This is a genomic window from Streptococcus sp. NM (assembly GCF_003390135.1).
Classification (GTDB): Bacteria; Bacillota; Bacilli; order Lactobacillales; family Streptococcaceae; genus Streptococcus.
Genome location: NZ_QUOS01000001.1, coordinates 274,344 through 300,548, shown reverse-complemented (window position 1 = coordinate 300,548; position 26,205 = coordinate 274,344). Strand labels below are relative to the sequence as shown.

The 26,205-nt window shown below is 40.8% G+C and carries 25 protein-coding genes; 2 read left to right on the top strand and 23 right to left on the bottom strand.

What is annotated here, in order from left to right; translation table 11 throughout:
- Positions 1-8: 8 nt before the first annotated feature.
- The 7 genes from murC to DXN33_RS01570 form a co-directional block, all read right to left on the bottom strand.
- On the bottom strand, positions 9-1,343 hold the full coding sequence (gene murC, locus DXN33_RS01600; protein WP_020902223.1) for a UDP-N-acetylmuramate--L-alanine ligase: 1,335 nt from the start codon (positions 1,341-1,343) through the stop codon (positions 9-11).
- 10 nt (positions 1,344-1,353) lie between these two features.
- A complete protein-coding gene (locus DXN33_RS01595) occupies positions 1,354-1,971 on the bottom strand; it encodes a cystathionine gamma-synthase (RefSeq protein ID WP_115904151.1) in 618 nt (205 codons plus the stop codon).
- 47 nt (positions 1,972-2,018) lie between these two features.
- Positions 2,019-5,117: a DEAD/DEAH box helicase gene (locus DXN33_RS01590; protein WP_115904150.1), complete on the bottom strand. Its 3,099-nt coding sequence runs from the start codon at positions 5,115-5,117 to the stop codon at positions 2,019-2,021.
- Positions 5,118-5,209: 92 nt separating this feature from the next.
- Complete coding sequence (locus tag DXN33_RS01585; RefSeq protein WP_115904149.1) at positions 5,210-6,376, bottom strand: MalY/PatB family protein; 1,167 nt, start codon at positions 6,374-6,376, stop codon at positions 5,210-5,212.
- A 7-nt stretch (positions 6,377-6,383) separates the two neighbouring features.
- Positions 6,384-7,478: a cystathionine gamma-synthase gene (locus tag DXN33_RS01580; RefSeq protein ID WP_115904148.1), complete on the bottom strand. Its 1,095-nt coding sequence runs from the start codon at positions 7,476-7,478 to the stop codon at positions 6,384-6,386.
- A 141-nt stretch (positions 7,479-7,619) separates the two neighbouring features.
- Positions 7,620-9,578: a peptide ABC transporter substrate-binding protein gene (locus DXN33_RS01575; protein WP_115904147.1), complete on the bottom strand. Its 1,959-nt coding sequence runs from the start codon at positions 9,576-9,578 to the stop codon at positions 7,620-7,622.
- Positions 9,579-9,782: 204 nt separating this feature from the next.
- On the bottom strand, positions 9,783-11,405 hold the full coding sequence (locus tag DXN33_RS01570) for a polysaccharide biosynthesis protein (protein ID WP_115904146.1): 1,623 nt from the start codon (positions 11,403-11,405) through the stop codon (positions 9,783-9,785).
- A 105-nt stretch (positions 11,406-11,510) separates the two neighbouring features.
- On the opposite strand from DXN33_RS01570, the gene DXN33_RS01565 reads away from it, so the two are divergent.
- Complete coding sequence (locus tag DXN33_RS01565; protein ID WP_115904145.1) at positions 11,511-12,956, top strand: UDP-N-acetylmuramoyl-L-alanyl-D-glutamate--L-lysine ligase; 1,446 nt, start codon at positions 11,511-11,513, stop codon at positions 12,954-12,956.
- Positions 12,957-13,001: 45 nt separating this feature from the next.
- Here the strand turns inward: DXN33_RS01565 and DXN33_RS01560 are convergent, their stop codons facing one another.
- The 15 genes from DXN33_RS01560 to DXN33_RS01490 all read right to left on the bottom strand — a co-directional run bounded on the left by DXN33_RS01560 (position 13,002) and on the right by DXN33_RS01490 (position 24,807).
- Complete coding sequence (locus DXN33_RS01560) at positions 13,002-13,193, bottom strand: CsbD family protein (protein ID WP_000051184.1); 192 nt, start codon at positions 13,191-13,193, stop codon at positions 13,002-13,004.
- 101 nt (positions 13,194-13,294) lie between these two features.
- Positions 13,295-13,945, bottom strand: a complete 651-nt coding sequence (locus DXN33_RS01555; protein ID WP_115904144.1) for a DUF1803 domain-containing protein — start codon at positions 13,943-13,945, stop codon at positions 13,295-13,297.
- Positions 13,929-14,441: a YiiX/YebB-like N1pC/P60 family cysteine hydrolase gene (locus DXN33_RS01550; protein ID WP_115904143.1), complete on the bottom strand. Its 513-nt coding sequence runs from the start codon at positions 14,439-14,441 to the stop codon at positions 13,929-13,931. Before DXN33_RS01550 ends, DXN33_RS01555 begins: the two co-directional genes overlap by 17 nt.
- A gap of 86 nt (positions 14,442-14,527) precedes the next feature.
- Positions 14,528-15,463, bottom strand: coding sequence for a manganese-dependent inorganic pyrophosphatase (locus tag DXN33_RS01545; protein WP_115904142.1), 936 nt, complete (start codon positions 15,461-15,463; stop codon positions 14,528-14,530).
- Positions 15,464-15,545: 82 nt separating this feature from the next.
- Positions 15,546-15,833: a GIY-YIG nuclease family protein gene (locus tag DXN33_RS01540; protein ID WP_115904141.1), complete on the bottom strand. Its 288-nt coding sequence runs from the start codon at positions 15,831-15,833 to the stop codon at positions 15,546-15,548.
- Positions 15,823-16,572: a tRNA1(Val) (adenine(37)-N6)-methyltransferase gene (locus DXN33_RS01535; RefSeq protein ID WP_115904140.1), complete on the bottom strand. Its 750-nt coding sequence runs from the start codon at positions 16,570-16,572 to the stop codon at positions 15,823-15,825. Before DXN33_RS01535 ends, DXN33_RS01540 begins: the two co-directional genes overlap by 11 nt.
- A gap of 52 nt (positions 16,573-16,624) precedes the next feature.
- Positions 16,625-16,987, bottom strand: coding sequence for a S1 RNA-binding domain-containing protein (locus DXN33_RS01530; RefSeq protein WP_000689605.1), 363 nt, complete (start codon positions 16,985-16,987; stop codon positions 16,625-16,627).
- 1 nt (position 16,988) lies between these two features.
- Positions 16,989-18,389, bottom strand: coding sequence for a bifunctional Cof-type HAD-IIB family hydrolase/peptidylprolyl isomerase (locus tag DXN33_RS01525; protein ID WP_115904139.1), 1,401 nt, complete (start codon positions 18,387-18,389; stop codon positions 16,989-16,991).
- A gap of 79 nt (positions 18,390-18,468) precedes the next feature.
- Entirely contained in the window at positions 18,469-18,972 is a 504-nt protein-coding gene (locus DXN33_RS01520; protein ID WP_115904472.1) for a GNAT family N-acetyltransferase, read from the bottom strand.
- Between the two features lie 298 nt (positions 18,973-19,270).
- Positions 19,271-19,510 carry a 30S ribosomal protein S18 gene (gene rpsR, locus DXN33_RS01515; RefSeq protein ID WP_000068664.1) on the bottom strand — a complete coding sequence of 80 codons (240 nt, stop codon included), beginning with the start codon at positions 19,508-19,510 and terminating at the stop codon, positions 19,271-19,273.
- 31 nt (positions 19,511-19,541) lie between these two features.
- Positions 19,542-20,012: a single-stranded DNA-binding protein SsbA gene (gene ssbA / locus DXN33_RS01510; protein ID WP_049510307.1), complete on the bottom strand. Its 471-nt coding sequence runs from the start codon at positions 20,010-20,012 to the stop codon at positions 19,542-19,544.
- A gap of 11 nt (positions 20,013-20,023) precedes the next feature.
- Positions 20,024-20,314 carry a 30S ribosomal protein S6 gene (gene rpsF, locus DXN33_RS01505; RefSeq protein ID WP_001151778.1) on the bottom strand — a complete coding sequence of 97 codons (291 nt, stop codon included), beginning with the start codon at positions 20,312-20,314 and terminating at the stop codon, positions 20,024-20,026.
- 219 nt (positions 20,315-20,533) lie between these two features.
- Complete coding sequence (locus DXN33_RS01500) at positions 20,534-21,088, bottom strand: DJ-1 family glyoxalase III (RefSeq protein ID WP_115904138.1); 555 nt, start codon at positions 21,086-21,088, stop codon at positions 20,534-20,536.
- A 10-nt stretch (positions 21,089-21,098) separates the two neighbouring features.
- Positions 21,099-22,322 (bottom strand): FtsW/RodA/SpoVE family cell cycle protein, encoded by a 1,224-nt coding sequence (locus tag DXN33_RS01495; RefSeq protein WP_049510311.1) that lies wholly within the window; start codon positions 22,320-22,322, stop codon positions 21,099-21,101.
- Between the two features lie 4 nt (positions 22,323-22,326).
- Positions 22,327-24,807: a bifunctional DnaQ family exonuclease/ATP-dependent helicase gene (locus DXN33_RS01490; RefSeq protein WP_309544214.1), complete on the bottom strand. Its 2,481-nt coding sequence runs from the start codon at positions 24,805-24,807 to the stop codon at positions 22,327-22,329.
- A 123-nt stretch (positions 24,808-24,930) separates the two neighbouring features.
- On the opposite strand from DXN33_RS01490, the gene DXN33_RS01485 reads away from it, so the two are divergent.
- Positions 24,931-25,116: a hypothetical protein gene (locus DXN33_RS01485; protein ID WP_001068558.1), complete on the top strand. Its 186-nt coding sequence runs from the start codon at positions 24,931-24,933 to the stop codon at positions 25,114-25,116.
- A 23-nt stretch (positions 25,117-25,139) separates the two neighbouring features.
- Here the strand turns inward: DXN33_RS01485 and DXN33_RS01480 are convergent, their stop codons facing one another.
- Positions 25,140-25,991: an NAD(P)H-hydrate dehydratase gene (locus DXN33_RS01480; RefSeq protein WP_115904136.1), complete on the bottom strand. Its 852-nt coding sequence runs from the start codon at positions 25,989-25,991 to the stop codon at positions 25,140-25,142.
- Positions 25,992-26,205: the final 214 nt, after the last annotated feature.

Below are 26,205 nucleotides of genomic sequence, written 5' to 3'. Positions count from 1 at the left end.
AGAACTTCCTATTGAACATTGCTTGTCAGGTTAGACAAGAGACGCTCGAATGAATATTCATAGGTTTGGATATCTCCTGCTCCCATAAAGACGTAAACAGCATTGTCATGGTCTAGGAGTGGAGAAACATTTTCAACAGTAATCACTTGGTGTTTCTTATTGATTTTATTGGCTAGGTCTTCTACCTTAACATCACCATGGTCTACTTCACGAGCAGATCCATAAATTTGGGCTAGATAAACAGCATCCGCTTGGTTCAAAGCGTGGGCAAATTCGTCCAACAAGGCAATGGTTCTTGTAAAAGTATGCGGTTGGAAGACTGCAACAATTTCCTTGCTTGGGTATTTTTGACGCGCCGCATCCAAGGTCGCAATAATTTCTGTTGGATGGTGAGCAAAGTCATCGATAATCACCGTGTCATTGACAATTTTCTCAGTGAAACGACGCTTAACACCGGCAAATGTTTTCAAGTGTTCACGCACCAAGTTCAAATCAAATCCTGCTGTGTAAAGCAATCCAATAACGGCTGTCGCATTCATGATATTGTGTCGACCAAAGGTTGGAATATGGAATTGCCCTAATTCTTGACCACGGAAATGAACTGTGAAGGTTGAACCAGTTGTTGAACGAAGAAGATCACTAGCAACAAAGTCATTACCTTCTGCTTCAAAACCATAATAATAAATCGGAGCATCAGACGTAATCTTACGCAATTCAGCATCTTCACCGTAGATAAACAAACCTTTGGTAATTTGTTTAGCATAGTCGTTAAAGGCATTGAAAACATCCTCTAGACTTGTGAAATAGTCTGGATGGTCAAAGTCAATGTTGGTGATAATAGAGTATTCTGGGTGATAAGGCATAAAGTGACGCTCGTATTCGTCAGATTCAAAGACAAAATATTTAGCATTGGCCGAACCACGACCAGTCCCGTCTCCAATCAAGAAGCTAGTATCTGTAATGTGAGACAAGACATGAGACAACATCCCAGTAGTTGAAGTTTTTCCATGCGCTCCAGCTACTCCCATGCTGACAAAGTCACGCATAAAGCTACCTAGGAACTCATGGTAACGTTTGTAGCTAATGCCATTTTGGTCCGCATAGGCAATTTCGACGTTGTTATCTGGACGAAAGGCATTTCCAGCGATAATTTCCATATCACCGTCTAGATTTTTTTCATCAAAAGGAAGAATAGTAATCCCTGCCTGCTCAAGACCACGTTGAGTAAAGTAGTACTTTTCAACATCTGATCCCTGTACCTTATGCCCCATTTGGTGCAACATCAAGGCCAAGGCACTCATACCTGATCCCTTAATTCCGATAAAATGATATGTCTTTGACATGTTTTCTCCCCTATTCCGTAATTCTTGTCAGATTCAACTCTTGGGCCACCTGACGTTCTTGTTCTTTTTGTTGATTCTTTTTATTGTAGATTTGGCTCTTCTTCAGAAAATCATAGTTGTTTTTCTTTGGACTTGAAGTTTCTTTTGACTCAGCTTGAGTCGACATATTGTTCACTTCTTCCGCCAAGATGTAATGAGACTGAGTCAATTTTTGACTGTATTTGACAAATTCACCAGGATTTTCCTTTTGGAAAGGAGCTGTAGGTTGATTGCCCTGTCTAACTAGACTTGGCTGAGGATGGCGTCTTGTAGGAGTAATATCCTTAGTCAGATAGCTTGCTGAGCGTTTCTTTTTCAAATCCGCACGCGCTTCTTCACGCGCTACCTCCGCATAGCTCCTTCCTTCTTTTTTAACTCCTAAACCAGCCTTCTTAGGCTTCTCTACTGGCTTTTCAATCGGTTTTTCTGGTCTTTCTTCAGTAATAGGGGCCCACTCCAGATAATTCTTATCACGGTATTCTCCCTTGATATTACTGATAAAGTCAGATTCATCATATAGGTCCATAACCGGCATCTCAGTCAGCATGACCTCATCATCTGACACCAATGGAAATCGTTCTTCTCTCATTTTCTATTTCCTTTCAACACTTCATTATAGCGTATTGTCTTGATTTTTCAAGTGTTGGCTTCAGAAATTCCCAAAATTTCTCTAATTTCTGCTAGGGTCAGACTGCCACGTGACTCTGTGCCGTCCAATACTTGTGACACCAGATGTTTCTTTTGTTCTTGGAGTTCCTGAATTTTTTCTTCAATGGTTCCCCTGGTCACTAAGCGATAAACCTCAACCGTTTCTTCCTGCCCCATCCGATGGGCACGGCCAATAGCTTGCGCTTCCACCGCAGGATTCCACCAAAGGTCAACCAAAATAACCGTATCAGCACCTGTCAGATTCAGACCGACACCACCAGCCTTGAGGGAAATCAGAAAGGCATCTCTTTCCCCTTGGTTAAAGGCTTTAGTCATGTCTTGTCTTTCTATGGCTGGGGTTGAACCCGTAATTTTAAAGGATGTCAAGCCCAAGTCTGGCAGTTCTTGTTCAATTTTCTCCAACATTCCCTTGAACTGCGAGAAAATCAAGACACGGTGTCCGCCGTCTGCCACCTGTACCAGCAGGTCTCGGAGACTATCCAGTTTACCACTGGCACCCTGATAATCCTCCATAAAGAGGGCAGGGGTGTCACAGATTTGGCGCAAGCGCATCAGACCAGACAAGATTTCCACCCGACTTCGCTGGAATTCCTGATCTGACACTTGAGCCAGACGGTCTCGCATCTGTTGCAACTGAGCTAGGTAAATAGCCTTTTGCTGGTCTTCCAGTTCATTCTTGTAAACCACTTCAATCAAGTCTGGTAATTCAGTCAGCACTTCTTCTTTCTTGCGCCTCATAACGAAAGGTTTGATAAACTGAGCAACGCGCTCAGCTGGTAATTTCATAAATTCTTTCTTGCTTGGCAAGAGTCCTGGCATGACGATTTGGAAAATAGACCACAACTCACCCAGATGGTTTTCAATAGGAGTTCCTGACAAGGCAAAGACTGACGGCACCACAAATTGTCTCAAGGTCTGGGCAATCTTAGTTTGGGAATTTTTCATGACCTGAGCTTCATCTAAGAAAAGGAAGTCAAAGGCCATCCCCTGATAAAGATCACTATCCTGACGGAAGGTAGCATAGCTCGTCACATAGATTTGATGGCTAACGGCAAGAATCTCCTCACGACTAGCTTTCAAACCATGAACAACAACCACATCCAACTGTGGAGCAAATTTCTGAAATTCATCTGCCCAGTTGTAAATCAAACCCGACGGAGCTAAAATCAAAACCCGACTTTCTTTTGTCACTTGACTGGTCAAAAAAGCAATGGTCTGAAGGGTTTTCCCCAATCCCATATCATCAGCCAAAATCCCACCAAAACCATAATGATGGAGCATTTGCAGCCAGCCAATTCCCTTTTCCTGATAATCTCGTAAATCAGCCTGAACCTGAGTTGCTTGCAAAGGAAAGTCCTCTGGATGCGTCAAATCCTGGGCCAGATTCTGGAATTCTTGTGAAAAAGAAACACGATCTCGTCCTTCAAAGAGATGGGCTAAACTATAAGCCAAAGATTTTCGAGCCTGCAAGGCCCCATCTTTTAATTCAAACTGCCCCAGTTCCTGTAGATTTTGGCGAATTTTCTTGGTTTCTTCATCGAAAAAGTAGACTTGATTGGACGCACCAATGTAAAAATCTTGATTGGCAACCAAGGCCTGCATGGCTTGGTCAATTTCCTCTTGGGCAATATCTTGAAAATCAAACTGGATTTCCAAGAGACCTCCCTTGGAAGCAATCTGCACTTGAGGGCTTGCTAGGCTATAAATTTCTTCTAGCTTGTCTGATAGATCAACATTCCCGAGTTTTTCAAAAACTGGAATGATGTCATGGAAGAAATGATAAACAGACTCGGCTTTTAAGGCCTGACGCCAAGATTGAAAGTCTGCTTCAAATCCAGCTGCCAAACAGACTTGGAAAACTCTTTCTTCTAAGTCAGCATCACTCGAAAAAGGTAATTCTTCTAGCTCTTGTCGGCTAGATACCTTCCTGTCTCCATAATCAAACTGAATTTCTAAACGAATCCGATTGTCTTCTTCCCTGTCAAAGTAAAAAGAGGGTTCAAAAGTTTTGATATGTAGACGTTCTGGAGCTGAAACGGTCCCCATCTGGCTAAAAAGAGTTAAACAGTAAGCAAATTTATCGCGGTCACTGCTATCAAATTGCAAATATTTCTTTCTGTGTTGATCCACAGGTAGCGCTTTGATTTCTTTGAGAAGACACATCTGCTGGTCTGTTAGAAAATAAACCTGTCCTTTATGGAAAAGCACAGCTCCCTGATAAAAGACATTGACCCTATGAGTCTCACTGATTTCCATTTCAAAATAGTCAGAGTATTCTGTTACTGTAAAGGCAAAAAGATTAGCATCCGCATGCATATCCTGAAAGAGCAGGGTTTGGTAGCTATCCACTTGATGGTCAAATTGAAAATGCGGCAAGGCCATCAGTAAATTCACACCCTGCTCAAAAAAGGTCAGAGGGAAAAAGAGGTGCCGACCTTGATTTTGGAAAAAGAGATCTGGAGCCAGTCCTTCTTCCGTTAGTCCCCGCAAGAAAGTCAGAAGTTCTTGACTTTCTTCATTAAAGGCTTCCCAAGACAGAGACTCCTCATAAGTTTTGCCAATCATATAGGGTTTTCTCTTCTCGACGACTTTTAAAAAGAGTGGAATATCCCGAATGACGTAGTATTTTTGACTATTGATTTGCCCGATTCTCAGCGTCCACAAGATATGATTGGTTCCTGCTTCCACCTGACCGACAGCCGATAATTCATAGGCTCGTTCTGTTTTTGGAGACAAGATTCGATCCAAAAACTTGCCTCCCAAGGTCACCTTGGTTTCAACGGCCTCTTTTTCTTCATGACCTTCTTCCAGACTCTGCAAGATTTCCTGACCCCGCTCATCATTTTTTAAAAAATGCTCTAGCGCCGCCAAATGCACACAGTAGCCCCTCTTTTGGAAAAAATCGCAAGCACAAAAAACCAAATCATCCTCTAAACTATAGCGCAATTCTTCTTCTGCAACACGAGCATAGAGGCGATTGTTCTTTTCCTTGATGATGTCAACCTTACCAGTTTCATAAAGGGCAACGCCTTCGATACGGACCTTCCCCGGAATCAATTTAGCCATATTTTTACCTTTACCTTATCTTTTTATTATACCATATTTTCCCCTATGAAAATAGCCTTCTAGAGATACTTTTCTCCTAGAAGGCTGGATTTTTAAAGTTTGGCAAAAGTCGTCACAATCCGCTGACACACTTCTTGCAGTAGAGATTTAGGCATAGCTACATTGAGGCGGGCATGGAGACTTCCTTCCTCTCCAAAATCCAAACCACGGTTAAGGATAACCTTGGCTTCATTTCTCAAAAGCTCTTGTAATTTTTCATCAGTCAAGTCATAGGCTGAAAAATCAAGCCAAATCAAGTAGGTCCCTTGCGGTTTCATGACCTTGATTTTAGTCTCTTTACCAAATAAATCCACCACATAATTGATGTGGTCTTCAAAGACTTGCTTGAGTTCCTCTAGCCAATCCTTCCCATATCGATAGGCAGCTTCTGTCGCCAAATAACCCAAGCCTGAAATTTCATGTTGATTATTGGCCAACTGGCGTTTCTGGTAAGCCAGTCTCAACTTAGGATTTTCAATGATTGCATAGGAATTTTTTGTCCCCGCAATATTAAAGGTTTTAGTGGCACTGCTCAAGACAATCGCAAAATCTTTGAAGGCAGGATTAATGGTATTGAAAGAATGGTGTTTGTGACCAAAGAGGGCCAAATCTTGGTGAATCTCGTCCGAAACCAAGAAAACACCGTGTTTCTGGCAGAGTTGGCCAATCTTTTCCAACACTTCCTTTTCCCAAACACGTCCACCAGGATTGTGAGGGTTGCAAAGAATATAGAGTTTGACATCCTCTTCCACCAAATCCTTTTCAAGTCGATCAAAGTCAATCTCAAACAGACCATCCTTTTCCACCAAAGAATTGGTAATCAATCTACGATTGTTCAACTTGACACTGCGAGCAAAAGGTGGATAGACAGGCGTGTTAATCAAAACAGCCTCGCCTTCTTTTGTAAAGGCTTGAATAGCTGTTGAGATGGCCGGTACCACACCCTCGATAAAGACAAGAGCCTCTTTGTCAAAGTGATAACCATGTTGTGTAGCTTCCCACTTTTGAACTTCCTTAATTAACTCTTCACTGGCATAGGTATAGCCATAAACCAGTTGATCAGCGTAAGTTTGCACGGCTTGGCGGATTTCAGGCAAGACTACAAAGTCCATATCCGCTATCCAAGCTGGTAGAACTTCGCTATCCGTTTCCGCCTCTTTCCATTTATAGGTATGATGCCCTAAACGATTGGGCAGGCTTGTAAAATCATATTTTCCCATCTTTGTCTTATCCTTCTAATGCTTGGCGCAAATCTGCAATCAAATCTCTAGCATCTTCAATCCCAATTGACAAGCGCAAGAGGTCATCTGTCAAACCATAAGAATGGCGCACTTCTGCTGGAATATCGGCATGAGTTTGTGTCGTTGGATAAGTAATGAGACTTTCTACCCCACCCAAACTTTCTGCAAAAGAGAAAACCTTGAGGCTGTTCAAAATATGAGGAATACGTTTTTCATCTGCTACTTTAAAGGAAATCATCCCTCCACGCCCAGTGTAGAGAACTTCCTTAACTGCTGGAGAATCCTTCAAAAAAGCAACCACTTCTTGAGCATTGGCTGTTGAGCGCTCCATACGAAGAGACAAGGTTTTGAGACCACGAATCAATTGATAGCTGTCAAATGGTGACAAGACTGCCCCTGTCGTATTGAGATTGTAGAAAAGCTTCTCGTATAGTTCTAAACTATTGGTCACAACCACTCCAGCCAAGACATCATTGTGGCCTGCTAGATACTTAGTTGCTGAATGGAGAACGATATCTGCTCCATCTTCAATCGGACGTTGGTAGATAGGGCTGTAGAAGGTATTGTCTACCACCACTTTGGCACCCTTAGCATGAGCTAATTTTGCTAGTTTTTCGATATCAAATTCCAACATCAAGGGATTGGTTGGGGTTTCGATATAGAGAACATCCACGTCCTTTTCTAACTCGGCAATCAACTCTTCTTCTGTATTGGCATAGGTAAAATGGAAACGGCCTTCCTGCTCCACTTGGTTGAACCAGCGGAAAGAACCACCATAAAGGTCACGGACAGCCAAGACCTTACTTCCTACTGGAAAGACGCTAAAGGCCAGTACAATAGCTGACATACCTGAGCTAGTCGCTAGGGCATAGTCTGCGGACTCAATAGCCGCCAAGACTTCTTCCGCCTTACTGCGAGTTGGGTTTTTGGTGCGCGTATAGTCAAATCCAGTAGACTGACCAAACTCTGGGTGCTGATAAGTCGTCGAAAAATGAATCGGTGTCACCAAAGCTCCTGTCGCTTCATCTGACTTGATACCCGCCTGGGCCAAAATTGTGTTAATGTGTAATTCCTTGCTCATACAATACCTCCAAATCTATAGTAACTATTGTACCACTTATTTTCATCAACTCATTTTCTTCTTTTCAAGAGCTAGTTATAGTTTCAAACTATATAAAAAACGACAGCTTCTTTCGAAACCATCGTTTTTCTTGAAAAATCCTTATTTGACGTGTTTTGCCAATTCTTCTTGGGCTTTTTTATTGGATTCTTCTTTTTCTTTCAGCCATTTTTCTTTGGCTTTTTCATATTCTTCTTTTGTGACTGTCTTATCTTGTACTTTGAGGTATTTATATGATTCAATACCTTTATTACCAGCTAATGAATATGGTTCTGAGAAAGGAACTGTCTTTCTCAATACTGGTGTTCCACCCTTAGACACATTTGGAATTGCTAAAGCGCTATCTACTAACCACGCTTGGATATCAGCATACTTTTCATAGCGTTTTGCAAGATCTTGTTCCTTATTGGCTTCTTCCAACATTTGAGTGTAGACATCTAGTCCAACAGCCTTGGCCTTGTCATTGGCTTCACCTGGCTCTAAACCTAGATTTTGCATCAGACCACCAGAATTAACATTAAAGACATCAAGATAGGTTGAAGGATCTTGGTAATCAGGACCCCAACCACCGTTGTAAAGATCATAATCCTTCTGAGCTGCTGTCTGAGCCAAATAGCTTGTATTATCATAATCTTCAGTAGTGAGTTGTTGAATATCAATTACGACATTTTCTGCACCTAAAGCTGCCTCAATAGATTGCTTCATAGAGTTTGCCTCTTGGACACCCTTTTTAGCAGCTTGGTCAACTGTCATGTCCAGGTGGATAGGGAATTGAACTCCTTTGGCTTGGAGTTCTTTCTTAGCTTCAGCAAATTTGGCTTTGGCTTTTTCAGCATTGTAGTATGGATCTTGGGCATCCGCAAAGTTGATTCCTTGCCATTCCTTACCATAATTGACCATCTTAGAGGCTACTACTTCACCAAAGTCTTTTCCGTTGATACTTACAAAGTTTGGAGGAACAACCAAGTTACGCAAAATCTTAGTTGCACCATCTTCTCCTTGAGATTGAGCCCCGTAAGCTGTACGATCATATGCAAAGTTGATGGCTTGACGGAAGTTTTTGTTAAGAACCGCTTCTTGAGTCGATTTCTTCTCAGCATCACTTGTTTTTGAAGTGAATTTATAAGATTTTCTATCTAGGTTAAAGTTTAAGAAGTAAGAAGTAGCATCTTGCAAGCTATAGATGATATTGTCCTTATTCTTTTCTTTAATTCCTTCAAAACTTGAACTATTTGGATAGAGACGAGCATAGCTATAAGCTCCCTCACCAAAGTTACGAGCCAGTGCATCTTGGTCACTACCATCATAATAGGCCAATTTCACATCATCTACAAAGACATTTTTAGCATCCCAGTAGTTAGGATTTTTCTTGAATTCAATAACCGATTTTGAAACAAAGGATTTCATCAAGAAAGGTCCATTGTACAAAATACTAGATGGGTCTACCTTCCCAAAATCATCCCCTTTTGATTTCAAGAAATCTGCATTGACTGGGAAGAGAATAGTTGATGTTGTTTTTGAGTTCCAGTAAGATTCTGGTCGTGTCAAAGTGTACTGAACTGTCTGGTCATCAATCGCCTTAACACCTACAGTTGAAAAGTCTGTTGTTTTACCAGTAATATAGTCATCCAAACCAGCGACGGATTCTTGTACTAAGTACAAGGCTTCTGATTTTTTATCAGCCGCATATTTCAAACCAGTTACAAAATCTTGGGCAGTTACTGGAGCATATTCATCTCCATCTGCAGTATACCATTTAGCATCTTTACGCAGTTTGTAGGTATAAGTCAGACCATCCTTGGATACACTCCAATCCTCTGCCAAGGATGGGATATAGTTCCCATATTGGTCATTTTCCATGAGCCCATCTACCAAATTAACTACGATATCATTGGTTGTTGCACGGTTTTCTGCTAGATAATTCAAACTAGATGGATCACTAGTATAAACATAGTTATATGTTTTTGACCCTGTGCTAGAATTCCCACACGCGCTTAATAAAATGCCTGCGCTTAAAACGACACCTGCAAGTGCTGCATACTTGGCTTTAGACTTTTTCATCTCCAGAACCTCCTGATTTAAATATTTGTCTTATTATACAACTTGAGTTTTATTTAGTCAATAGTTTTTTAAGTAAAATTTAAGAAAAATAAAATTACCATCTACAAACTTTAGTTATCATTCTACAAATTAATAAAAAAGAGAATAATTCAAGCATTTCATGATAGAAATGTTCAAATTATCCCTTTTATTTATAAATATTTTTTAAGTTAACTTTAATTTGATTCGTAAGCGATCTGCTTGGGCTTTTCCAATCACCTTATCCAATAAACGGGTACGGAGGCTCATAATTCCATAAGCTCCTCCACCCATTGCACCGATAAGAGTTACATATAGAAAACTCCACAAACGTCCACTTGGTTGGAAGACAAATCCCAGTATCCACTGAATAGCGCCTACACCGATGAACATAACAAAAGTCAACAAACTGATTAAAATGGTTCTCCTAAATACCACATTACCTCTCATTCCTGTTACCCTACATAGTTCACGATAAATGAATAGAATAGGGATGATAAGAGCGATTGATGTTGAAATCAAAGGACCATAACTGTGAAAAAGATAAATTGTTGGTAATTGCAAGACTAGCTTAGCAACTGAACCATAGAAAAAGTAACGGATTGCTTTACGGTTATGGAACATAGCCTGAAGCATTGGTGACAAAACCATATATACACCCAAAATGGTTGACTGCAAGACCGCAAAGATAAACAAACCTAATGCCAAACCATCTGGCTTCCCGTAAAATATGGTATAAATAGGTTCACCGACCATGACCACTCCCACTGTTGCAGGAAAAAGAAACAATAGAAGCATCGTTAGATTATCTTGAATCAATTTAGAGGCAGACCTCAAATCACCTTTAACATAGTTTTCGGTCAAAAGTGGCAAGCCTACACCACCAATCGAAACTCCTAAGGAAATCAAAATCATAGTGATTTTATTAGGATTGGCTGAGAAATAAGAAAACATGACAACCAAGTCTTCATTACTATAGTTGGTAAACCAGCTCATACTATTGATGAAGGTCATCTGATCCAAAATCTGGAAAAGCTGGATAGCAGACCCTGTCAGGATAAAAGGAATGGCTTCCTTAATGGTATCGACCAAAAGACGCTTGCTGTTTATCTTATCTCCTGTTTCAAGGACTCTTTTAAGTAATCCTTCTTTGGCAAGGAAATAGATCAAAACTGCAAAACTAGCTACCATGCCGACAAAGGCAGCAAAGGTGGATTGGGTAACCGCTACTAGATAATCTCCTGAGCCCATTTTCATAATCATAAAGGTAGCTAAGAGCATCCAGATAACACGAATGACCTGCTCAGCAATTTGGCTCATGGCATAAGGTTTCAAGTTATTCATCCCTTGGAAGAAACCTCGAATCACACTCATAGATGGGAAAATCAAGACCGCCCAAGCCAAACTCTGCATGATTGGGATCAGGTCTTTCCCTACACCCGACAAGTCTGCTAGCCATGGAGCAAAGAGATACAAGACTAAAGCAAAAACCAGACCTAGTCCTGTCATAAAGCCTAAAAAGCTCCGAATCAGGGCAAAGCTATGCTCTTCTTCTCGCATGGTATTATACTTGGCCACTTGCTTGGCCACCGCAACTGGAATCCCTGCTGTTGAAACCAGCAAGAACCAGGCATAGATATTATAGCCCATGGTGAAGAGACCATTTGCTGTAGCCGCATAAGACCCCATCCAGATATACCAAGGGATGATATAAATGGCACCGAGTAGACGACTGATAAAGTTACTAGCCGTTAGCCAAGCAGTCCCCCGTAACATCTGGGCCTGCTGGTGATTGTTTTCGTTAGACATAGATTCCTCATTTAATTTTAATCACTAGGAAAAATTCCTCATCTTCCATTATAAACTTTTCCTTGTCACTTGTAAATTTACGACTTTCGGTTTACAATAGAAAGTATGATTAAGATTGAAACCGTATTAGATATTTTAAAGAAAGATAGTCTCTTCCGTGAGATTATCGACCAAGGACACTATCACTACAACTACAGCCATGTCGTATTTGATACCATCTGTTATGACAGCCGCAAGGCCAAAGAGAAGAGCCTCTTTTTCGTCAAGGGGGCTTCCTTTAAGAAGGAATTTCTGCTTTCAGCCATCTCTCAAGGCCTCGGTTGGTATATGGCTGAAGAAGACTATGAAGTTGGTATTCCTGCTATTATCGTCAGTGATATCAAGAAAGCCATGAGTTTGATTGCCATGGAATTTTATGGAAATCCACAGGACAAACTCAAACTCCTTGCCTTTACTGGAACCAAGGGTAAGACAACAGCAGCCTATTTCGCCTATAACATCTTATCTCAAGGGCATCGACCTGCTATGTTGTCAACTATGAACACAACTCTAGATGGCGAAACTTTCTTTAAGTCTGCATTGACAACCCCTGAGAGTATTGACCTCTTTGACATGATGAATCAAGCTGTGCAAAATGACCGTACTCACCTCATCATGGAGGTATCCAGTCAGGCCTATCTGGTCAAACGTGTCTATGGTCTAACCTTTGATGTGGGAGTTTTCCTCAATATCAGCCCCGACCATATCGGCCCGATTGAACACCCTAGCTTTGAAGACTACTTCTACCACAAACGTCTCTTGATGGAAAATAGCCGAGCAGTCATCATTAACAGTGACATGGACCACTTTTCTGTCTTGAAAGAACAAGTTGAATATCAAGACCATGATTTTTATGGTAGCCAGTCTGAAAACCAAATTGAGAATTCCAAAGCCTTTAGTTTTTCAGCTACGGGTAAACTCGCTGGAGATTATGATATCCAACTAATTGGACACTTCAACCAAGAAAATGCCGTTGCTGCCGGACTTGCTTGCCTCCGTCTCGGAGCTAGTCTTGAGGACATCAAAAAAGGAATTGCTGCAACCCGTGTTCCTGGTCGTATGGAAGTCCTCACCCAGAAAAATGGAGCCAAGGTCTTCATCGACTATGCCCACAATGGGGATAGTCTGAAAAAACTAATCAATGTTGTAGAGACTCATCAAACAGGAAAGATTGCTCTGGTTCTCGGTTCGACAGGAAATAAGGGAGAAAGTCGTCGTAAGGACTTTGGCCTCCTCCTTAATCAACACCCTGAGATTCAAGTCTTTCTGACGGCTGATGACCCCAACTATGAAGATCCAATGTCCATTGCAGATGAAATTAGTAGCTATATCAATCATCCTGTTGAAAAAATTGCGGATCGACAAGAAGCCATCAAGGCAGCGATGACTATCACAAGTCAAGAATTAGATGCAGTTATTATTGCTGGTAAGGGAGCCGATTGCTACCAAATCGTCCAAGGTAAGAAAGAAGCCTATCCTGGAGATGCAGCCATCGCAGAAAATTATTTATAAGATAGTAAAAAATCAAGGGAAATGAAACCCTTGATTTTTTTATCTTTATTTAAAAGCGTTTTTCAAACCTTCAACGGCACCTTCTACAGCACCTTTAGCATCTTCAACTACTTCTTTTGCCTTAGCAACTGTCTTTTCTACAGCGCCTTCTGCCTCAGTCTTGCTATCCCCAGTAACTTTACCAAATCCTTCTTTGATAGCGCCTGTTGCTTGTTCCAATTTGTTTTCAAGTGACATATGATTGTCTCCTTTAATTTTATTCCGATATGTGTTACCGGTTACATATAGTTTATACCGAATACTAAGGAAAGTCAAACAATGTGCTCAGAAACCAGAAATCAGTCCAAGTAGAAAGTTAATCTTTCCTTATCAAAATCGACGGCCAACTCATACTTTCCATCTTCCTTGTGGACAATATAACCTAGGACAACTAAACTGTCCACAAAGATATCACGGCGTTTCTGCATCAGTTGATCTTTTTTGAGAAATTTTAGCAAAAAAGTCGTCATATATTTGAGAGCATACTCAGGATTGACATCTCCCAAAATGTCATAGAGTTCCTGCTGTTTTTCTGTCAAAGGATACTGATGTTTGACCTTGTAGAAATAATTGGACAGGGTCATTTTTGATCTCGCAAAGTCCGTCTTTTCAACTAAAATAGCTGCATTGGTTTGATTTCGTAATTCCGTCTCAAAACTCTGCTCTAACAAGGCTTGATAGGCCAGACTATATTCGCTGACAAAAATCTCTTGATCCAGTTCAAGACTATCAAGTGACTCCAGCATTGGAAGATTAAGGTAATAGCGCTTATTTTCCCGACGAATCAAGCCTGCCTTTATATACTCTTCCATGAGTTTATCAACTGCCACATCTGGAAATTGAGCCTTAATTTCTCTCAAAATAACATCATCATGCTGGTCCAGATAGCGAATCAATTCTCCAAAAAATGGCTGTCTCGTCAAACGAGATGGATTAAAAATCTGAATCATGAAGATTCCTTTCTTTACATTCTAACAGAGGCGATGCTGCCAACTGACTGGGATTGGTCCCCGGCTGGTTCAAAGGAACAGGCAGAGCTAGTTCTCTGTAATACTCCCTCCAAAAGTCACTAATCTCCTGCTTCCCATCCCCAAATTTCATGGGAATGGTTTCAAAAATCGATAGGATTTCTGCCATATACTGGGAACAGTAAAAACCAGCTCCATCTGGATAGAAAGAAGCATTGTAGGGTGCTCCTAGATGTTTGCAAGCTCTTTCCTTCACAGACTGGATATCCATTTCTGGGTAGATATAAATATCGTACAAATGATTGGATTCAAAGAAATCTGCCGGTTCCTGACAGACCACACCAAATTCTCCACTAGCGTGGTAAATCATCCCATCCAAATAAATGGCAACATGGTTATAGTTGCCTGTGGAAGTCTGTATGGCCTGCCCCATGTCCGACTCATCTCTCACAAAAATCAAATCGCCATTTTCTAACATGCTTCACTCCTAGAAAAAAAGGAGCCGAAACTCCTTTCGATATAAGTCAAACTAGACTTTCCGATTTTGAACTGACACCCAAAATCTTACGCATTAAAGCTTTCAGTCAATTGAGGTACCACTTGTTTCTTACGTGAAACAGCACCAGCAAGGAAGGCATGGTTATTTTCAAGTTTGAAGTTGAAGGCTGCTTCAACCTTGCCCATATTAGCACCAAGTGCTAGGATTTCTGAGTTTGAGTTGACGATATCTGTAATCATCAAGACAAAGTCAGAGTAACCATTTGCTTCGTTGGCAGCTTGCATTGCAGCTTCGATTTCTGCTTGACGTTCCAAAACTTCAGCGATGTCCACTGTGTTTACTTGGGCAACACGGACATTATTTCCGTTCAATTCAAAAGTCTTAGCATCGATGTCAATCAATTCGTCAGCAGATTTGCTAGCCAAGTTGGTACCAGCTTTCAACATAGCCAAACCATATTCTTCCAAGTTGACACCAGCCAATTCAGCCAATTCTGGAGCAATGACTGTATCTGTTGGGTGTGTTGTTGGTGATTTCAAAAGAAGGGTATCTGAAATCAAACCTGAAAGCATCAAACCAGCAATCTCTTTAGGCACAGCTACACCATGTTCTTTGAACATACGATAAACGATTGAAGACGCTGATCCAACTGGCTCCAAACGCATGTAGAGTGGGCTTGCAGTTTCAAAGTTAGCCACACGGTGGTGGTCCACAACACCATAAACTTCTACTTCAGCGATATCTGACACAGATTGTTGGAATTCATTGTGGTCAGTCAGGATAACTTGCTCTGCTCCTTCTGCTTTGGCAGAAGTGATAACACGCGGTGCTTCCACACCAAAATAGTTCAAGACAAAGGCTGTTTCTTCATTCGGAGTTCCAAGGGCAACAGCTTCCGTATCCAAACCATAAGCTTCTTTTGCAAGGTAGGCAAAGGCTACAGATGACCCGATGGCATCTGAGTCTGGATTTTGGTGACCAAATACTAGAATCTTAGACATGATAATACCTCATTTTGTTTATTCTCTTTATTGTAGCATTTTTTTCGATTTTTGACAAAAGTAAGAGGAGTCAAAGGGCTCCTTACGATTCTTCAAAATAACTGAGTAAATTTCTATCTTGATTTTCAGATAAAAATCTTTCCTTCTGTGGCCTCTTCTTACGCTTGAGAAGGGCTTCAGCTGACATGGCTTCTTCCTTACTGGCAAAACCTTGAGCATAGATGAGTTTGACTGGCAAGCGTGCTCGTGTGTATTTGGCACCCTTCCCACTATTGTGGACAGCGAGGCGTTTTCTCACATCAGTCGTATACCCTGTATAATAAGAACCATCACGACACTCCAGCACATACATATAAGCCTTATGATCCATAATAAATCTCTTCAAGTTCAGGCGTATAAGAGCCATCATCATTGTGGACAATCAAAGGTGGTAAGACCTTAAAGCCACTTGTCGAGCCATCCTTGATAGCCTCAATCAAGAGCATATTGGCTTCCTTTTCCCGTTTTGGATAAACAAACTGCAGGCGCTTAGGAGCTAGATTATGCCCTTGTAAGCTGTCCAAGATATCTAAAAGTCGATCAGGACGATGAACCATGGCCAAGCGTCCATTGGATTTGAGAATACTCTGGGCACTACGACAGATTTCTTCCAAATTAGTCGTGATTTCATGTCGCGCCAAGAGATAATGTTCACTCTCGTTCAGATTGGAATGAGGATCCACCTTGAAATAGGGTGGATTACACAAAATCATATCCACCTTACTTCCCTGGATGTAAGCAGGCATATTTTTCAAATCATCACAGATGACCTCCATTTGCTTTTCTAAACCATTCAAACGGACAGAGCGTTCAGCCATATCCGCCAAACGCTCCTGAATCTCAACAGCCAAAATCTGTGCCTGAGTCCGAGTGCTAGCAAATAGCCCCACTGCTCCATTTCCAGCGCAGAAATCCACTATCAAGCCCTTCTTAGGAAAACGTGGAAAACGTGACAAGAGAACACTATCCACCGAATAGCTAAAAACCTCTCTATTTTGAATGATTTTAATATCTGTCGAAAAGAGCTGGTTAATACGCTCTCCTGATTTTAATAATTGTTCTTCTTCCATGGTCCTATTATAGCAAATTTATATTAACATTACAAAAGATAGAAATTTCTAACTAGTGTTTCTGATTCTTCAAATGTTGAAGGGCTTCCTTGGTCCAAATTGGCATCATTCGTTTGAGAGGAGCAAAGCCATAGTTAAAACGATCGCTTGAAAAGCGTCTCCGTCTTGGAAACTGGTGCTTTTCTTCCTCCAAAGTGCGGATAGAAAGACTAGCTTTCCCTGTAAATTCATCTAAATCCACTACTTGAACTTGAACCTCTTCATCAACTTTCAAGGCTTCTTGGATATTTTCAATAAAGCCTGTCCGAATCTCTGAAATGTGAATCAGTCCCGTATCACCCGTCTCTAGCTCAACAAAGGCACCGTAGGGCTGAATCCCTGTAATACGGCCCTTTAGTTTATCACCGATTTTCATCCTAGTCCTCGATTTCAATTGTTTCAATCACGACATCTTCAGCTGGCTTGTCCATAGCTCCTGTCTCAACAGCAGCAATGGCATCCAAGACAGCGTAAGAAGCTTCATCAGCTAGCTGACCAAACACAGTGTGACGGCGGTCTAGATGAGGAGTTCCACCTTGGTTGGCATAGATTTCCGCAATCGGTTCTGGCCAACCACCACGAGCAATTTCTTTCTTAGAATAAGGCAAATGTTGATTTTGCACGATAAAGAACTGGCTACCGTTGGTATTTGGACCAGCATTGGCCATAGAAAGGGCACCACGAATATTGTAAAGTTCTTCTGAGAATTCATCCTCAAATGATTCGCCGTAGATTGACTCGCCACCCATACCAGTTCCAGTTGGGTCTCCACCTTGAATCATAAAGTCCTTGATAATACGATGGAAAATGACTCCATCATAGTAGCCATCTTTTGAAAGTGCAACAAAGTTAGCTACTGTTTTAGGAGCATGTTCAGGGAAGAGCTTAATACGCAAGTCTCCGTGATTGGTCTTAATAGTCGCGATAGGACCTTCTACTGTTTCAATGTCTACTTGTGGGAAATGCAATTCTTTTTCTACCATACCAAATCCTTCTAAGGCATCAAAAATGCCATCTTCTTCTAATGTTTTTGTAATATAATCTGCTTTTTCTTTGATCTTATCATGAGAAATTCCCATTGCAACGCTGATTCCAGCATAATCAAAGAGTTCCAAGTCGTTGAGGCCATCTCCAAAAACCATGACGTTGTCTGGTTTCAAACCTAGGTGTTCCACAACCTTTTCCACACCCGTCGCTTTGGAGCCTGAAATCGGCACAATATCAGACGAATGCTCATGCCAACGAACCATGCGAAGTTTGTCTGAGAGACTGTCAGGCAAGTGCAAGTCATCTCCCTTATCTTCAAAAGTCCACATCTGATAGATATCTACTTTTTCATGGAAATCTGGATCCACATCCAAATCGGGGTAAATTGGATTGATAGCCTCACTGATCATCTCAGTTCGAGCGGAGAGTTTGGCATCATGACTCCCAACCAAGCCATACTCAATTCCTTCTTTCTTGGCCCAAGAGATATATTCCTCAACATCTGATTTCTCAATCTGATGTTGATAAATAACCTGACCTTTTTTATCTTCGATATAAGCTCCATTCAGGGTCACAAAAAAGTCAGGATTGAGTTCACGAATCTCTGGCACAACACCAAAAATCCCTCGTCCAGAAGCAATACCTGTCAAGATTCCTTTCTCACGTAATTGCTTAAAAACAGCTGGGATTGAAGACGGAATAAAACCAGTCTTGGAATTTCGCAAGGTATCATCAATATCAAAAAAGACAATCTTAATCTTTTTTGCCTTGTATCTTAATTTGGCATCCATCTCACTACCTCTTTCAATCTAACTCTTTCCATTATACCATAAAGTAGCTAAATCCCCTATTTTCAAAAAGTTTCCAGTTTTATTGTAAGTCCTTGGATAAGTATAAAACTAAATCATTATCATTTTGACAACTTGCTCCCATTTCTAGCGGTTTATTTCTATACCAGACACCTGTCCCATCTGGAATATAGCCTCGTTTGATATACAATCTCTGGGAAGGACCATACCCCAAGTGCAAACCTACACCAAGAGTGACCTTACTCGAAACAAACTTGACTCGTTTTTCTGCTTCTTCTAGCAGTTGATTCCCAATACCTTGATTTCGAAAAGGCTCAAACACATTAAAATCTGATAATTCTGGATAGACTTCTGCAAAAGGACCATGTTTAGCAGAGGGCAAAATGGTAACGTAGCCCGCTACAGCACCATCAATCTCTGCAACTAAGACTTCTCTCTCCCCACTTTCCTGTTCCAGAAAATATCTAGCCAAAATTTCCTCTCTACCAGGCCAACCTTGATTCATAAATCCATGAGACAAGGATTCAATATCAGACTTAATCATATTTCTAATCGTACAATTCATCTTTGACTTACCCACCTTTACTCTTTCTATTACCATTATAGCACGCCAAGGTCAGAAAAAAACTATCTCGTGAAAAAAACCAACCGGGCTTTAATTCGCTTTCTTATTTTCAAGCTCATGAAAAAGAAGTCCACTGGATCCAAACTCACTCTCCCATTTCAAGGCTCGTGAAAAAAAGACCCAACCGGGTCTTAATTCGCTTTCTTGTTTTCAGGCTCATGAAAAAGAGGTCCACTGGACCCAAACTCGCTCTCTCATTTCAAGGCTCGTGAAAAAAAGACCCAACCGGGTCTTTTCTTTAATCTTCGTTTACGAAAGGCATCAAAGCCATTACGCGAGCGCGTTTGATAGCTGTTGTTACTTTACGTTGGTTTTTAGCTGAAGTTCCTGTTACACGACGAGGAAGGATTTTCCCACGTTCTGAAACGAAACGGCTAAGAAGCTCAGTATCTTTGTAATCAACATATTCAATTTTGTTTGCTGCGATGTAATCAACTTTTTTACGGCGTTTGAATCCGCCACGACGTTGTTGAGCCATGTTTTTTCTCCTTTATAATTTTAGTTGTCCATTAGAATGGTAAATCATCATCTGAAATATCCAATGGATTTGTTGCTCCAAATGGATTTTCATCACGTGAAAAGTCTGGTACTGAATTTGTAGGTGCTGAATAGTTTGAACTTGGTGCAGAATAAGCTCCACCTGTGTGACCCTCACGCACACTACGGCTTTCCAACATTTGGAAATTCTCAGCCACGACCTCTGTCACGTAGACACGTTGTCCTTGCTGGTTATCGTAACTACGAGTCTGGATACGACCTGTCACCCCGATAAGTGAGCCTTTTTTAGCCCAGTTAGCAAGGTTTTCAGCCTGTTGGCGCCACATAACGACATTGATAAAATCAGTCTCACGTTCGCCATTTTGACTCTTAAATGTACGGTTTACTGCAAGAGTAAAAGTCGCAACTGCTACATTTGATGGGGTATAACGCAACTCAGCATCACGTGTCATACGCCCTACAAGTACAACATTGTTAATCATAGTTTACCTTCTTACGCGTCAGTTTTGACGATCATGTGACGAAGAATGTCAGCGTTGATTTTTGAAAGACGGTCAAACTCTTTAAGAGCTGCATCGTCGTTTGCTTCAACGTTAACGATGTGGTAAAGTCCTTCACGGAAATCTTTGATTTCGTATGCAAGACGGCGTTTTTCCCAAGATTTTGATTCAACAACAGTTGCACCGTTGTCAGTCAAAATAGAGTCAAAACGTGCTACCAAAGCGTTTTTAGCTTCTTCTTCAATGTTTGGACGAATAATATAAAGAATTTCGTATTTAGCCATTGATATGTTCCTCCTTTTGGTCTAATGACCCCAAGACTTTACAAGGGGTAAGTGAGGTTCGCTCACAATAAACTATTATACTAGAAAACATTTTTTTACGCAAGTAAAAACACCGAAATAAAAAAAGAAGATGACGAATCATCTTCTCAAAAAATACAACTCTATAGAGAGTGATTAATATTTTAGTATTTATCAAACTATAGAGATTACGAATCCGTTTTATTGATTTTTACCAAAGACATCTCGATAGAGCATTCCTGTTCGTAAACTCTCTGCGTCTCCTCCTAATTGCTCCACCAACTCGTAGGCAAAGGCAAGGGCTGTTGAGGGACCTCGACTGGTTGTCAAATGACCATCTACCACTACTGTTTCCTTGACATATTGACCATCAAGGATTTGCTCTTGAACGCCATCGTAGCAAGTGTACTGCTTGTTTTTCAATACCCCTGCTTGATTGAGGGCAATTGGTGCCGCACAAATGGCTGCCAGTTTCTTCCCTTTTTGCTCGAAGCTTTGCAACTCTTGAATCAAGGCCTGATTATCCCGTAAATGTGCAGAACCAGGCATTCCGCCAGGAAGGACAATCATGTCATAGTCGGATAAATCTCCCTCAAAGACACGATCTGCTCTTACTTGGATTGCATGCGAACCAGTCACTTGCTCTTCAAACCCAACCATATCACAAGTGATATTTGCCCGACGCAAAACATCCACAACTGTCATAGCTTCAATTTCTTCAAAGCCCTGAGCTAACATAACTGCTACTTTTACCATGATTTTCTCCTTATTTGATTTGTTTTAAAACAACCTTTTTCCGCTTGAATGGAACTTTTCCGCTCTTTTCTTCAGCTAGATTGGTCTGGTAACTCATCGATAAAAGTAAGCCCACACCAATCAGATTACTGATAATAGCCGATCCTCCTTGAGAAATGAAAGGCAAGGGAATCCCCGTCAAGGGAAGCAAGCCCGTCACAGCACCGATATTCTCAAAGATATGGAAGAGTAACATCATGATCAAACCTGTGGAAATATAGGTGTAGAACTGATTATTTGATTTAAGAGTAATCTTCAACATACGATAAATCAGCATGAGATAAAGGGCGATAACAAGGACAGAGCCAATAAAGCCAAAATCTTCTGCAATGACCGTGAAAATCATATCCGACTCTCTAACTGGAATAAGCAGATTAGAAGCATTAAATCCTTGACCAAACAAACCACCACTCCCAATCGCAATCTGCCCTTGAGCCTGTTGGTAAGTGGTTGTTTGGGCAAAGTCAAAAGGATTGAGCCAAGCCAAAATACGGTTGATTTGGTAGGTCGGCATTCCCAGTTGATGGAGAAAAGCTCGGCCGTCCTTGCTGATAAAAATAGCTAAGAAACCTGCAATTCCTGTTACAGCAGTCACAAATACTGGGATAATAATTTTCCAAGAAACCCCCGATAATAAAACGATTCCTGAGAAAATGGCTACAAAAACCAAAGCCGTCCCTAAGTCACTTTGAAGTGCCAAAAGAACTAGGACTGGAATGGTAAAGAGAATCATCCAAAAAATTAACAAAAAGTCCAGCGGAATTGTGCGTCTCCACTCCTTATGTTTTTTGGTAAACTGGACAATCACACGGGCCAACATGAGGATATAGGATATCTTCATAAATTCTGACGGCTGGAACAAGGTAACACCATTTACCGATACCCAGTTTTTGGCACCCGTTGATGCAACTAAACTTGGATTATAAAAGACGATAGGTAAGACCATAAGTCCCAAGCCTAAAATATATAGAAAGGGTGTCACCTTCCAAAGAAATTCTGTATTGAAGAGCATGACCACAAAACCAATTACAAGTCCCAAGGCAATCCAAGCGACCTGCTGCCCTAAAATGGGCAAAATATTATTTGGATAATCATGACTAACGGCAATATAAATAGCCACCACACCGATAACCAGTAGGAAAAATACTGGCAGGAGCAAACTATAATCGACTCTAGAGTCGAGAGAACGTTTCATATATTCACCTTTTCTCTTTCTTAGATTTTTCATTTTTGTTGTTTTGGAGGAAATCAATGACAGCAGAGGTAATCTGGTTTCTATTCACCTCTCTGATAGTTCTTTCCTTAGCTAGAGCTTGTCTAATCTGTTTACCATATCGTTTATGAACAACTCGACTATCCAGTATCACAGCAATGGAAGCTTGTTCCTCTTTTCTAATTGTTCTACCCAAAGCCTGTTTGAGACGAATAATGGCCATTGGCAACTGATAATCATAGAAAGGATTCTTCCCTTCCTGACGCAATTCATGATTTAATTTTCGTGTTAAAGGTTCTTGGGGATTTTGGAAAGGCAATCGAGGAATTACTTGAATAACGCAAGGATGGGTAGAAAAATCAACCCCCTCCCAGAAACTTCCTGTTCCAAGTAATATTTGTCGTTCTCCTTTTTCAAAACGTTTCTTCAGCTGACTGGGTTCCCCATTTTTATATTGGGCTAAATGAGGATGGTCTAGTAAATCTGACACTGCTAACAGTAATTCTTTAGACGTAAATAAAACAAGCAAAGGCTCTTGAAACGTCTGTAAGGAATGGATAACTGATGTAACCTCTTCCGCATAATCTAAAGGAGATTGTTCAGTTACTAACGGAAAATCATTTACTAATAAAACTTCTTGTTGCTTCTGTTGTAAAGATTCAACTGTAATAAGTGGGGCTTCCGTAAATCCTAATAAATCCGCTAACGAAACTCTATTACTGATTTCAAGAGTGGCAGATACGCCAAGTACTCTGCAATCTTCTGGCAATAAATCTGCTAGTAGAAAGCGGCCTTTTTTACTTGAGCAGATTAAGACATCCTTACTAGACTTCTCAGCTGTTGCCAGCCAAAATTCACGGTCTGATGTAAAAAAGCGCGTCATATCTCTATACTCGGGAAGATTTAACTCAGAAAAATGCTGGCGTAAGTTTTCAAGAGAATCCAACCACTTGTCATTCTTAAGCCCTGAGTAAAACTGATCTATCAAATAGCGACATTCAAACCCGATACTCTCAAGCAACCGTCTCTGAATAAGATCTTTTTCTGTTTCCAAGGACTTTTGAACTTGTGTTACTAAAGCCTCGAGGAGATAAGACTCTTGGGCGAGGTTTTCAAGGGCAATCAGCATTTTTTGAGCTTCATCTATGATTACCAAGCGATTGTTGACAAACTCTGGATCGTCCTCTAAACGTGTTACCAGATAAGCGTGATTGGTTAACAAAAGGCGACTCGATTTAGCCCTATTTTGGCTTCGTTGCCAGAAGTCCTCAGTAATAAATAAACTTTTTCGTGAAAGTTTTCCATCATGGACAAGTTCAGGTAGAAAATGCTGATAACGATACAGCTGCCCAATTTCATCTAAATCACCCGTTTCTGTCTCTGTTAACCAGATCAAGATTTGCATTTTAAAACGTGTGAATAGGCGGTTAGACTCTGGCCTATGAAGTACTTTATAAAAATTATCGAGTTTCAAATAATTTTGAGGTCCCTTAAGACTATGAATATCAATATGAAAAGTATCTTTTAATTGACTTCCTTCTTCTTGCATAATTTGATTTTGAAGGATTTTGGTAGGAACACTAACAAGGATACCCCCTTCACTTTCCATGCTCAAAGCTAGCAGTAGGTAACCATAAGTCTTTCCAAGTCCCGTTTGGGCTTGAATAAACGCGGTTTTCTGTTCCTTTAATAACTGCTCAACTTTTTCTGCAAATTCAACTTGCTGAGGACGTTCATCCAAGTCTAATAAGGAAATATTTTTAGTAAAATCCTTAGATAGCTTACGTGGCTTTAAAGACTGACTTTGCTTTCTTAGAAAGAGTCCATGGAGCTCCATCAAATCGTGAGAAGAAAGGAGGGACTGGCGCTGGTACACTTCTTCAATCACTAAATAAGTTTCATAAAGGAGGTTATCCGCAAGATCTAACAAAGTTTCTAAAAGTCCTTTCGGTAACTGAAAAAGTTTTTGACGCATAAAAAGCAAAAGCTCTGCTGTTGCTTGTGCATCAGAGAGAGCGGTGTGGGCGTGGTCTAACTTAATCCCTAACTCTTGACATAGAATTCCGAGATTGTACTTTTCAAACTGAGGGTATAAAACCTGTGCCAGCTCAACTGTATCCACACGAGGAGTTCTCAATTCATAGCCTTCAAAGAATAGGTACTCTGCCAGAAGATTTGCATCAAACTGTACATTGTGCGCGACAAAAACACCATCCTTGACCAGCTCAAAAATCCTTCCAGCTACCTGTGAAAACTCTGGAGCAACTGCCAACCGTTGATCAGTTAAACCTGTCAATTCTTTTATATGAGAATCCAAGGGCTCATGAGGATTGATGTCAGTCCCATACTGATCGACGATTTCGCCATTTTCAATCACCACAATACCCACTTGAATAATTTTTGCCTTGCTTCCGGTGCTAGTGGCCTCTAAATCAACAACCACATACCGATTAGTTCTCGAATTCATCATTAAAAATTATATCAAAAAAAGCCCTGTTTGACACCCCTCAACTTCGATAGAAAAATCTCTTTGCTTGAAAAAATTTTTATAAAATGTTTGAATAGTATTATACAGAAAAGGAGACATAAGATGAACCCATTAGATTTATTTAACCAAGTAAAAGAATTAATCGAAACAAAAGATTTCGAAGCTGCAAAAACATTTGTTGCAGAAAATCAAGAACAGCTTGGAGAATACTTCTCTCAAGCTCAGCAGTTGATTTCTGGTTCTGAAGGTCTAGATGGCCTCGTTGGAAAGATTAAAGGATTTTTCTAAAACTATAAAGGCGCCTGAAACAATCAGGTGCCTTTTTGAGATATTTTTTTCATTATTTTGGGCAGATAAGAGCTGATTTCCGTCGGCAAGACCACATAATGTTCTTGAGCTAGTTCTTGGGCTATGGCTGAATGAAGATGGCTCGCCACTGCCACACGTTCGTAGAGACTGGCCTGTCGGAATTGGCCTACAAATCCTGCGATCATCCCAGCCAGAGTATCTCCCATTCCCCCAGTCGCCTGATAGGGACCGCCAACTTGTAACTGGTAAAAATCTGATTGACCAACTTGCCAAATACGAGTAGCTGGACCTTTCTCCACCAAAATGGTTCCTTGAGGAAAGGAAGTCAGGGCACTAGCCGTTGCAGCTTCCTTTTGCTTTTCAATAGCAATACCAGATAGCTTTTCCCATTCTTTTTGGTGGGGAGTTAGGATAAGCTGGCTAGAAGGAAATGACAGACTTGTCCTAGCGAGAATAGTCAAGGCACCTCCGTCTACAATCAAAATCTGATTCTTTTTTAAGCTGGCAAAAATCTGTTTGACTAGATTTTCTCCAAATGCATCGTCTCGTAAACCAGGCCCCAGCAAGACAACTTCTGCCTTCTTCAACTGCTCTTTTAACAGTTGTTGGTCTTGAAGAGAAAAGGCCATAGCCTCAGGTAAATGACTGTGCAAAGCTGGGATATTTTCCCTATCTGTTCCAACGGTCACCAAACCAGCTCCACTTTTAACAGCCGCCAAAGCAGACATGATGATAGCACCACCATAAGGATAAGTCCCACCAAGCAACAGCAGACGGCCATAGTCTCCTTTATGACTGGTACGAGAACGTTCAATAATAACTTTTTCTAATAATTCTTGCTCAATCACTTTCATTGTTTTTTCCTCTCTATTCATTATACTATAAAGTCTATTCACCTTGCATCTTAAATATAAATCTCTCCGTTCATATAGAAAAAGAGGGGACAAAACCCCTCTACTCTCCTTTCGTCCAAACACGAAAGTAAACGATTCCATTTTTACTAGTAAAGACGGAGAGGCCTAATTGGTCCTCTCCATCTATTCGACTCATTTATCGATTCATTTTTTA

Bases quoted from the DNA above. Each gene is read 5' to 3' on its own strand.
- DXN33_RS01480 (WP_115904136.1), bottom strand. From the start codon at position 25,991: ATGAAAGTGATTGAGCAAGAATTATTAGAAAAAGTTATTATTGAACGT.
- DXN33_RS01540 (WP_115904141.1), bottom strand. From the start codon at position 15,833: ATGGATCATAAGGCTTATATGTATGTGCTGGAGTGTCGTGATGGTTCT.
- rpsF (WP_001151778.1), bottom strand. From the start codon at position 20,314: ATGGCTAAATACGAAATTCTTTATATTATTCGTCCAAACATTGAAGAA.
- rpsR (WP_000068664.1), bottom strand. From the start codon at position 19,510: ATGGCTCAACAACGTCGTGGCGGATTCAAACGCCGTAAAAAAGTTGAT.
- DXN33_RS01555 (WP_115904144.1), bottom strand. From the start codon at position 13,945: ATGATTCAGATTTTTAATCCATCTCGTTTGACGAGACAGCCATTTTTT.
- ssbA (WP_049510307.1), bottom strand. From the start codon at position 20,012: ATGATTAACAATGTTGTACTTGTAGGGCGTATGACACGTGATGCTGAG.
- DXN33_RS01530 (WP_000689605.1), bottom strand. From the start codon at position 16,987: ATGAAAATCGGTGATAAACTAAAGGGCCGTATTACAGGGATTCAGCCC.
- DXN33_RS01595 (WP_115904151.1), bottom strand. From the start codon at position 1,971: ATGAGAGAAGAACGATTTCCATTGGTGTCAGATGATGAGGTCATGCTG.
- DXN33_RS01565 (WP_115904145.1), top strand. From the start codon at position 11,511: ATGATTAAGATTGAAACCGTATTAGATATTTTAAAGAAAGATAGTCTC.
- DXN33_RS01545 (WP_115904142.1), bottom strand. From the start codon at position 15,463: ATGTCTAAGATTCTAGTATTTGGTCACCAAAATCCAGACTCAGATGCC.
- murC (WP_020902223.1), bottom strand. From the start codon at position 1,343: ATGTCAAAGACATATCATTTTATCGGAATTAAGGGATCAGGTATGAGT.
- DXN33_RS01535 (WP_115904140.1), bottom strand. From the start codon at position 16,572: ATGGAAGAAGAACAATTATTAAAATCAGGAGAGCGTATTAACCAGCTC.
- DXN33_RS01525 (WP_115904139.1), bottom strand. From the start codon at position 18,389: ATGGATGCCAAATTAAGATACAAGGCAAAAAAGATTAAGATTGTCTTT.
- DXN33_RS01575 (WP_115904147.1), bottom strand. From the start codon at position 9,578: ATGAAAAAGTCTAAAGCCAAGTATGCAGCACTTGCAGGTGTCGTTTTA.
- DXN33_RS01585 (WP_115904149.1), bottom strand. From the start codon at position 6,376: ATGGGAAAATATGATTTTACAAGCCTGCCCAATCGTTTAGGGCATCAT.
- DXN33_RS01590 (WP_115904150.1), bottom strand. From the start codon at position 5,117: ATGGCTAAATTGATTCCGGGGAAGGTCCGTATCGAAGGCGTTGCCCTT.
- DXN33_RS01485 (WP_001068558.1), top strand. From the start codon at position 24,931: ATGAACCCATTAGATTTATTTAACCAAGTAAAAGAATTAATCGAAACA.
- DXN33_RS01580 (WP_115904148.1), bottom strand. From the start codon at position 7,478: ATGAGCAAGGAATTACACATTAACACAATTTTGGCCCAGGCGGGTATC.
- DXN33_RS01560 (WP_000051184.1), bottom strand. From the start codon at position 13,193: ATGTCACTTGAAAACAAATTGGAACAAGCAACAGGCGCTATCAAAGAA.
- DXN33_RS01495 (WP_049510311.1), bottom strand. From the start codon at position 22,322: ATGAAACGTTCTCTCGACTCTAGAGTCGATTATAGTTTGCTCCTGCCA.
- DXN33_RS01500 (WP_115904138.1), bottom strand. From the start codon at position 21,088: ATGGTAAAAGTAGCAGTTATGTTAGCTCAGGGCTTTGAAGAAATTGAA.
- DXN33_RS01570 (WP_115904146.1), bottom strand. From the start codon at position 11,405: ATGTCTAACGAAAACAATCACCAGCAGGCCCAGATGTTACGGGGGACT.
- DXN33_RS01550 (WP_115904143.1), bottom strand. From the start codon at position 14,441: ATGTTAGAAAATGGCGATTTGATTTTTGTGAGAGATGAGTCGGACATG.
- DXN33_RS01490 (WP_309544214.1), bottom strand. From the start codon at position 24,807: ATGAATTCGAGAACTAATCGGTATGTGGTTGTTGATTTAGAGGCCACT.
- DXN33_RS01520 (WP_115904472.1), bottom strand. From the start codon at position 18,972: ATGAATTGTACGATTAGAAATATGATTAAGTCTGATATTGAATCCTTG.